Source organism: Aminobacter sp. P4_D5 (assembly GCF_056401815.1).
In genome coordinates, this window is record NZ_JBFUIP010000216.1 from 1 (window position 1) to 7,940 (window position 7,940).

8 protein-coding genes are annotated in these 7,940 nt (G+C 62.7%); 4 read left to right on the forward strand and 4 right to left on the reverse strand.

The genetic code is table 11. The features are described 5' to 3' along the window. Positions 1-269: FAD-dependent oxidoreductase (locus tag AC1DWF_RS28275; protein ID WP_476842326.1), on the reverse strand; the 269-nt coding region annotated here is incomplete at its 3' end. 230 nt (positions 270-499) lie between these two features. Here AC1DWF_RS28275 and AC1DWF_RS28280 point away from each other — a divergent pair. The 4 genes from AC1DWF_RS28280 to AC1DWF_RS28295 all read left to right on the forward strand — a co-directional run bounded on the left by AC1DWF_RS28280 (position 500) and on the right by AC1DWF_RS28295 (position 5,646). Beyond that, positions 500-1,426, forward strand: coding sequence for a LysR family transcriptional regulator (locus AC1DWF_RS28280; RefSeq protein WP_476788147.1), 927 nt, complete (start codon positions 500-502; stop codon positions 1,424-1,426). Positions 1,427-1,763: 337 nt separating this feature from the next. Further along, entirely contained in the window at positions 1,764-2,939 is a 1,176-nt protein-coding gene (locus tag AC1DWF_RS28285) for an ABC transporter substrate-binding protein (protein WP_476781595.1), read from the forward strand. A 199-nt stretch (positions 2,940-3,138) separates the two neighbouring features. Continuing rightward, positions 3,139-4,605, forward strand: coding sequence for a DUF1254 domain-containing protein (locus AC1DWF_RS28290; protein ID WP_476842327.1), 1,467 nt, complete (start codon positions 3,139-3,141; stop codon positions 4,603-4,605). A gap of 18 nt (positions 4,606-4,623) precedes the next feature. After that, a complete protein-coding gene (locus tag AC1DWF_RS28295) occupies positions 4,624-5,646 on the forward strand; it encodes a DUF1214 domain-containing protein (protein ID WP_476781597.1) in 1,023 nt (340 codons plus the stop codon). Positions 5,647-5,653: 7 nt separating this feature from the next. Here the strand turns inward: AC1DWF_RS28295 and AC1DWF_RS28300 are convergent, their stop codons facing one another. The 3 genes from AC1DWF_RS28300 to AC1DWF_RS28310 all read right to left on the reverse strand — a co-directional run. Continuing rightward, on the reverse strand, positions 5,654-6,424 hold the full coding sequence (locus AC1DWF_RS28300) for an exodeoxyribonuclease III (protein ID WP_476781598.1): 771 nt from the start codon (positions 6,422-6,424) through the stop codon (positions 5,654-5,656). Positions 6,425-6,431: 7 nt separating this feature from the next. Then, the gene (locus AC1DWF_RS28305; RefSeq protein WP_476781599.1) at positions 6,432-7,070 is read right to left on the reverse strand and encodes an alpha/beta hydrolase family protein; all 639 of its coding nucleotides are present in this window, start codon (positions 7,068-7,070) and stop codon (positions 6,432-6,434) included. Further along, a partial coding sequence (locus tag AC1DWF_RS28310) for a tetratricopeptide repeat protein (protein ID WP_476842328.1) occupies positions 7,071-7,940 on the reverse strand: 870 nt, incomplete at its 5' end.

The window sequence follows — 7,940 nt, forward strand, 5'->3', positions numbered from 1 at the left end:
TCCATGGTCGTGTTGTCGTGGTCGCGGGTGTGGAACTGCGGACCGATATGCGCGCCAACCGTCGCCTGGTCGTAGGCGCCGATCGCCTGCAGCACGCGCAGGCCATTGCTCCAGATGTAGATGCCGGCGCCGAAAGTCCTGAGTGTCGGCGCGCGTTCATGCACGGTCACCGACCAGCCGCGCTGGGCAAGGGCCGCAGCCGTGGTCAGGCCGCCAATTCCAGCGCCTGCTATTTCCGCGCGGCGTCCGGCTCTGGTCTTCTGCATCATGTCGTGAATTTCCTCCCCGTGCGGCATGCTGCCGACGTCCGCTGCGCGGGTCGCAAAGTGCGACCTCAGGCCCAAATACCTCCATGAGCCGGCAACGTTCCTCACGCCGCCAGCCCCTCCTCGTGGCAAGGTCCCAGCGAATGGAAATTCAAACAAGTGAATTCTCTGGATATTTCTATGAGGATTTGGAATATCAAAATCACAATCATCATTGGGAGGATGATGCCGCAATGAAGCTCGTGACCAGCCGCCTGACCATCCGCCATCTGCGCATGGTCGTGGCCATAGTCGAGGAAGGCAACCTCGTGCGCGCGGCCAAGCGGCTGAACATGACCCAGTCGGCCGTCACCAAGGCGCTGCAGGAAATCGAGGCACTGACCAAGGCAAGGCTCTTTGACCGTACCAATCGCGGGGTCGTGCCGACGATGTTCGGCGACACGCTGGCCGAGCACGCACGCCTCGTCATCACCCAGCTTGCCCATGCCGAGGAGCATCTCGCCGACCTGCGCGACGGCACCGGCGGCCGTGTCGCCATCGGCACGCTGCTTTCGGCCTCGGCCGAATTGCTGCCCACCGCCATCGCCCGCCTGCGCAGGGAGCGGCCCAAGCTGGTGGTCAAGATCGTCGAAGGCACCAACGACGTGCTGATCCCGGCACTGCGCGCCGGCGAACTCGACATGGTGGTCGGGCGCTTGTCCGAACAGCGAGACCGGCTCAACGTGGTGCAGGAGGTGCTGATGGACGACATCGCCTGCGTCGTCGCCCGCCGCGGCCACCCGCTCGCCGAGCGCAAGCATGTCAGCCTCGCCGACCTGATCGGCTGGGAATGGATCCTGCCGCCGCAGGAAACCAGCCTGCGCCGCCAGATCGACATCGCCTTTCGCGAGGAAGGGCTCGAGCCGCCGCCGCATGCGGTGGATTCCGTATCGCTTTTGACCAACCGTGGGCTGTTGATCGACGCCGACTATCTCGGCGTCTTCCCCGCCCAGGTCGCGCGTCGCGAGGCAGCCTCCGGCGCCATCACCATCTTGCCGGTGACATTGCGCGCCACCGCCATGCCGATCGGCATCACCACCCGCACCAATGCCCGACTATCTCCCGCCGCCGAGGTGCTGGTCGAGACGCTGCGCCGGACCGCCCGCGACCTCGCGCAATGACGCATTAGCAATCAACGAACAGCCGATATTCCTGCTCGTCATGTCCAGGCGACGAGTTTTCCATTTACCGGGCCTGCGATTGCGCCAAGTTTTGGCGCTGGACAACACCGTGGAGGAGCAGTGTGTTGTGCCTGCGATCTCTGGACCGGTGCCAAGGCTGGCGCGTTAGCGCTCATCGTCCTTGCGCCGGATAAATTGCCTGATCGCGCGCATCGCTGCGGCCTCCTCGTCTTATTTCGTCTTGCTGGCCGCAAAGGTGCTGCGCAAAACCGCGATCGGGAGACGCGGCAGTCGCACCGGATCGGTCAGGGCACATTCACCTGGAGGGACTGACCTGATGCATTTCAAGGGAATTTTGTCGGCTGCATTTCTGACGCTGACAATGAGCGCGGCCTACGCCGAGGACCCGCTCAAGATCGGCATGATCACCACGCTTTCGGGCCCGGCCGGCTATCTCGGCCAGGACATCCGCGACGGCTTCCAGCTTGCCATCGACACCAACAAGGGCCAGCTCGGCGGCAAGGCCGTCGAACTGGTGGTCGAAGACGACTCGCTGAAGCCTGGGAACGCCAAGCAGATCGCCGACAAGATGCTGTCCGAGCAGGGCATCAAGCTGTTCACCGGCATGGTCTTCGCCAACGTCGCTTTCGCGGCACTGCCCGACATTCTCGACGGCGACGCGATCTATGTCAGCGCCAACACCGCATCGGCGACCTTCGCCGGTAAGGAATGCCACCCCAATTATTTCGTCAGCTCCTGGCAGGACGACAGCCAGGGCGAAAGCGCTGGCGCGCTTGCCCAGTCGCTCGGCTACAAGAAGGCCTTCCTGATCGCGCCAAACTACCAGGCCGGGAAGGAAACGATGGGCGCCTTCAAGCGCTTCTATAAGGGCGAGGTTGTCGGCGAGACCTATACCGGCCTCGACCAGACCGACTTCGCCGCCGAAATGGCGCAGATCCGCGCCGCCAAGCCCGACGTCGTCTACGAGTTCGAGCCCGGCGGCCTCGGCATCGCCTTCATGCGCCAGTACCAGCAGGCCGGCCTGCTCAAGGACATCCCGATGGTCGTCCATCCGGCCTCGCTTGACCAGGTCATCGTCCAGGCTGTCGGCGACGCTGCCGCCGGCGTGAAGGTCACCAGCCACTGGAACGACGACTTCGACAATCCGGTCAACAAGGCCTTCGTCGAGGCCTGGCGCGCCAAGTTCGGCGATCGTCCGATCACCTATTATGCCGCGCAAGGCTATGACGCGGCGCTGCTGATCGGCACGGGTCTCGAAAAGTCCGGCATCGACGACCTACCGGCGTTCCGAAAGGCGCTGCTGACCCAGGAAATCCCTTCGGTACGCGGCTCGTTCAAGTTCGGCCCCAACCAGCATCCGGTGCAGAATTGGTACTCGCTCAGGGCCGAGAAGGGCGCCGACGGCAAGATGGCGCTCAAGACCGACTCCAAGGTTCTGACGGCGCATAGCGACAGCTACGCCGCCGACTGCAAGATGCCGGCAGCCAACTGACGCCGAGGCAATGATCGGACACTCCGGGCGGCGCTTCGTGCGCCGCCCGTTTGTTTTGGGCGCTCAAGAATGCGCTAACCATGCACCGACGAAAGAATTGGAGGGGGTGACAAGGCGACATTGAGCGAACTAGCTTGGCAGGCGAGTATGCCCCAGGGGCATGTTGGCAACGAAGTGAATTGGTATCTGGGGAGACGTCATGACATCGTGGACTCCAACTTCGGAGGCGCTCGCTCGACGCGCTGGATTCAAGGTCGGTGACTGGGCGCGTGCCCGGCTCTTCGCCGCAGGTGTGGCCGCCATCGCCGCCGCTAGCACCGGCGCGGTTCACGCGCAGCCCCTCGCTCCGGAAGAGGCGCGTGCCATCGCCAAGGAAGCCACCATCTACGGCTTCCCCCTGGTCGACAATTACCGCATCCAGCATTCCTATTTCGTCGACACCAGCGGCCCCGAATTCAAGGCGCCGTGGAACACGATCTTCAACAATGCGCGCGTCTACACCCCCGACGACAAGGCGATCCAGACGCCCAACTCCGACACACCCTATTCCTATGTCGGCGCAGACCTGCGTGCCGAACCTCTGGTGTTCACCGTGCCGGCGATCGACAAGGAGCGCTATTATTCGCTCCAGTTCATCGACCAGTACACATTCAACTTCGCCTATGTCGGTAGCCGCGCTACGGGCAACGAGGAAGGCAGCTTCCTGCTCGCCGGTCCCAACTGGAAAGGCGAAACGCCAGCCGGCGTCAAGGGCGTGATCCGCTCGGAAACCGAACTCGCCTTCGTGCTCTACCGCACGCAGTTGTTCAATCCGGCCGACATCGACAACGTCAAGAAGATCCAGTCCGGCTACAAGGTCGAGCCGCTGTCGAAGTTCCTTGGCCAGCCCGCGCCTGCCGCTGCACCGGCCATCGACTTCATCAAACCGTTGAGCGCGGCCGACGAAAAGACCTCGCCTGAGTTCTTCAACGTCCTGAATTTCATTCTGCAGTTTGCCCCGACCAACGCTTCCGAAACGGAGCTTATGGAGCGCTTCGCCAGGCTCGATAYCGGCGCGGGCAAGACCTTCGATTTCAAGGCACTGCCTCCCGAGACGCAAAAGGCGTTGACAGACGGCATGACTGACGCCTGGGCCGCGTTCAAGGTGCACAAGGAGACCGAGATCGACTCTGGAAAAGCCTCCAGTGCCGATGCCTTCGGCACGCGGGCGTTCCTGAAGAACGATTACATGCAGCGCATGTCGGGAGCAGCACTCGGCATCTATGGCAACTCGAAGGAGGAGGCGTTCTATCCCGCCTATTTCGTCGACGCCGATGGTAAGCCGACAAACGGCGCGAGCAGCTACACCCTCCGCTTCGCGCCCGGCCAGTTGCCGCCGGTCAACGCCTTTTGGTCACTGACGCTGTATGAGCTGCCGGCGAGCCTGCTCTATGCAAATGCGCTCGACCGTTATCTGATCAATTCGCCGATGCTGCCCAACCTCAAGCAGGATGCGGATGGGGGGATTACACTCTACGTTCAAAACGAGTCCCCCGGCGCCGACAAAGAGAGCAACTGGCTGCCGGCGCCAAAAGGCCCGTTCTTCGCGGTGATGCGCCTTTACTGGCCGAAACCGGAGGCACTGGACGGCAAATGGAAAGCTCCGGCACTGAAACACGTCAACTGAGCACCGAGGACCACTGATATGGCAAACTTTCGTACGGCATTGGCCTTGGCTCTGGCAGGGATCGGCGCGTCACAGGCGCTGGCGGCTGACACCGTGCCTGTCGGCGTCGACAACTTCGTCCGTGCCGAGTCGGACCTCTATTTTGGCGGATTGATCAAGGACGCCGCCGGCATCGGCAAGTTCGTGCACCGCCGCGAGCCGGCACGGATCGACAATCAGACCGTCATCCGCCTCAACCGCGACACGCTCTATTCGTCAGCGGTATTCGATCTCGACGCTGGCCCGGCAACCATCACGTTGCCGGATGCCGGCAAACGTTTCATGTCGATGCAGGTGATCAACGAGGATCACTATGTGCCCGAGGTCGTCTACGGGGCTGGCTCCTATACGTTGGACAAGGAGAAGGTTGGCACGCGTTATGTCGCTGTCGCCATCCGCACGCTCGTCGACCCCGCCGATCCGGAAGACATCAAGCAGGTTCATACGCTCCAGGATGCCATCAAGTCCGAACAGGCAAGCCCCGGCACCTTCGAGGCGCCCAATTGGGATCAGATGAGCCAGAAGAAGGTGCGCGATGCACTACTGGTTCTCGCCACCACCATACCCGATTTCAGCAAGGCGTTCGGCACAAAGCAGGAGGTCGACCCCATCAGGCACCTGATCGGAACCGCGGCCGGCTGGGGCGGCAATCCCGACAAGGACGCGACCTACCTCAACATTACGCCGGCTAACAATGACGGCAAGACGACCTACAAGCTCGACGTCAAGGACGTTCCCGTCGATGGCTTCTGGTCCGTCACCCTCTATAACGCCGAGGGCTATTTCGAGAAAAACCCGTATGACGCCTACTCGGTCAACAACATTACGGCCACGAAGGGTGCCGACGGTTCGATCGCCATCCAGTTCGGCGGTTGCGATGGCAAGATCGCCAACTGCCTGCCCATCATGAAGGGCTGGAACTACACCGTGCGGCTTTACCGTCCTCGACAGGAAATTCTGGACGGCAAGTGGACATTCCCCGAGCCACAGCCGGTGACTTGAAACCGTCCTATTTCGTGCTGATCCAGACCGGGGCGTGGTCGCTCGCATCGTCGCGGCCGCGTACCTCGCGATCCACGTTGGTGCCGGTCAGGCGCTTGGCCATCTTCTTGCTGAGCAGCAGATGGTCGAGCCTGAGCCCAGCGTCGCGCGGCCACCGGTTCCGTCGATAGTCCCAGAATGTGTAGACCGTATCCTCGGGAAACGTCTTGCCGATGGCGTCGGTCCAGCCCTGGTTGAGCAGCTGCCGGAAAGCATCGCGGCTTTCAGGCTGAACCAGCGCATTGTCGTCATATGATTTGCTCGGATAGACGTCGCGGGGCTCCGGTGCGATGTTGAAATCGCCAGCAAGCACAGCCGGAACGTCGGCCGCAAGCAACGTCGCCGCATGGGCGTTGAGCCGCGCGTGCCAGGCCAGCTTGTAGTCGAATTTCGGTCCCGGCTGCGGGTTGCCGTTCGGCGCATAGAGCGAGGCGATCAGCACGCCATTGACCGCCGCCTCGATGTAGCGGCTTTGGCGGTCGTCGGGATCGCCGGGCAATTCCATCCGCGTCGGGATCGGCTCGGTGCCACGCGCAAGAATCGCAACGCCGTTCCAGGTCGATTGTCCCAGCCACACCGCGCCATAACCGGCCGCCTCGATGGCCGAACGCGGCAGCTGTGTGTCAGCCGCCTTCAGCTCCTGAAGGCAAACCACGTCGGGCTTTGCCTCCTTCAGCCACGCCAGCAGGTTTTCGAGCCGGCGGTTGACGTTGTTGATGTTGAAGGTCGCGATCTTCATCCGGGGTTCAGGAGAGCCGCGCGGCCCATGCGGCGACGGAATCGCCCAGCGTTTTCAGGTGATCGGCGGCGGAGAAGCCGGAAATGCTCTTGCGCGGCTTGAGATCGTGGTCGCCATCTTCGAGCCACAGCAGCTCGATGGTTTCAGACAGTTCGTAATTCGGAACCTCCTCGAGCGTGCCGAACTCGTCGCGCGTGCCTTGCACGATCAGCGTCGGCGTCTTGAGCGCCGCAAGATGCTTGGTGCGCAGCTGCGCGGGCTTGGCCGGCGGGTGGAAGGGATACCCCAGGCACAGCAGCCCGACGATCTTGCCCGACGCAAACAGCTCGTCGGCGACCATGCTGGCAACGCGCCCGCCCATCGACTTGCCGCCGATGATCAGCGGCCCCTTGGTGTTGAGCTGTTCGACCGCTGCCTTGTATTCGGGGTTCAGCGTCTCCGCCCTTGGCGGCGGCTTGCGTCCGGCCTTGGGGCGCCGCGCCGCCATGTAGCCGAATTCGAAACGCGCCACGCGAAAGCCAGCCAAGGCAAGAGCATTGGCTGCCGCATTCATCGATGCCGAGTCCATCGGCGCACCTGCCCCATGGGCCAGGAGCACGGTGACCGGTGCGTCTTCCGCGCCGTCGAAAAGAAAGTTCACGCCCATCTAGCTTGCCGTTCGTTCCTTGAGGTGGAGATCGGCATACTGGATGCCCTTGGCGGCGGTCTTCGCCCATTCCGAGGTGCCGTCGAGTTCGAGGTAGAGCGACCACCAGCGCCTGGCTTCGGCAAGGTCGCCGGCCTCATATTCGAGATTGGCGAGATTGAACACGGCGTCCTCATAGAACGGATCGAGTGCCACCGCCTTCTTGAGGTGCCGCCGCGCGGTATGCGCCTTGCCTTCGGCGGCAAACAGGCCGCCGAGGTTGAACCAGGCTTCGACGAATTTCGGGTCGAGCTTGATCGCCCTGAGATAGGTCTGCATCGCCTCCTGATTGAGGCCAGCCGCGCGCAGGCTGTTTGCCCGGTTGAAGGCAGCCACACTGTCACTCGGATCGGCAGCAAGGCAGCGTGCATAAAGTGCCGCCGCCTCGACGTAGTTGCCACCCTCTTCCGCCTCTTCGGCGAGCTCGAACATGTCTTCGAGCTCGGCGTCGCTGGTTCGTTCGAGCGGCAAGAGCCGCTGGCCGTCCAGTTCGGCGAGATCAGCACCTAGGCGGGCGTAGATCGCATCCTTGCCGTCGGCATGAAGCGACATTGCGCTCAGTGAGGCCACAGCACCCGAGCGGCGAACCGACCGTGCGATCGCGCTCCATGTGGCTCCACCAGCCAGCAGTCCGGCATATTTCCTGGCGAGGATCAGGTCGCGAAACGCATAGGGCTCGCTATCGCTTTCAAAGGCGTCGAACAGCGACAGGAAGTCGAAGGCACGGGGAACGATGCGCGATGGGTCGATCAGCGACTGCCGGGTCATTTTCGCGCCTTCGACCGCGTCCAGCAAGCCGAGCGCCCGCAGGAACCCGTTCTCGCTGAGCAC

Excerpts from the sequence above, each read along its gene's own strand:
- AC1DWF_RS28285 (WP_476781595.1), top strand. The coding sequence starts at position 1,764 with ATGCATTTCAAGGGAATTTTGTCGGCTGCATTTCTGACGCTGACAATG.
- AC1DWF_RS28280 (WP_476788147.1), top strand. The coding sequence starts at position 500 with ATGAAGCTCGTGACCAGCCGCCTGACCATCCGCCATCTGCGCATGGTC.
- AC1DWF_RS28305 (WP_476781599.1), bottom strand. The coding sequence starts at position 7,070 with ATGGGCGTGAACTTTCTTTTCGACGGCGCGGAAGACGCACCGGTCACC.
- AC1DWF_RS28295 (WP_476781597.1), top strand. The coding sequence starts at position 4,624 with ATGGCAAACTTTCGTACGGCATTGGCCTTGGCTCTGGCAGGGATCGGC.
- AC1DWF_RS28300 (WP_476781598.1), bottom strand. The coding sequence starts at position 6,424 with ATGAAGATCGCGACCTTCAACATCAACAACGTCAACCGCCGGCTCGAA.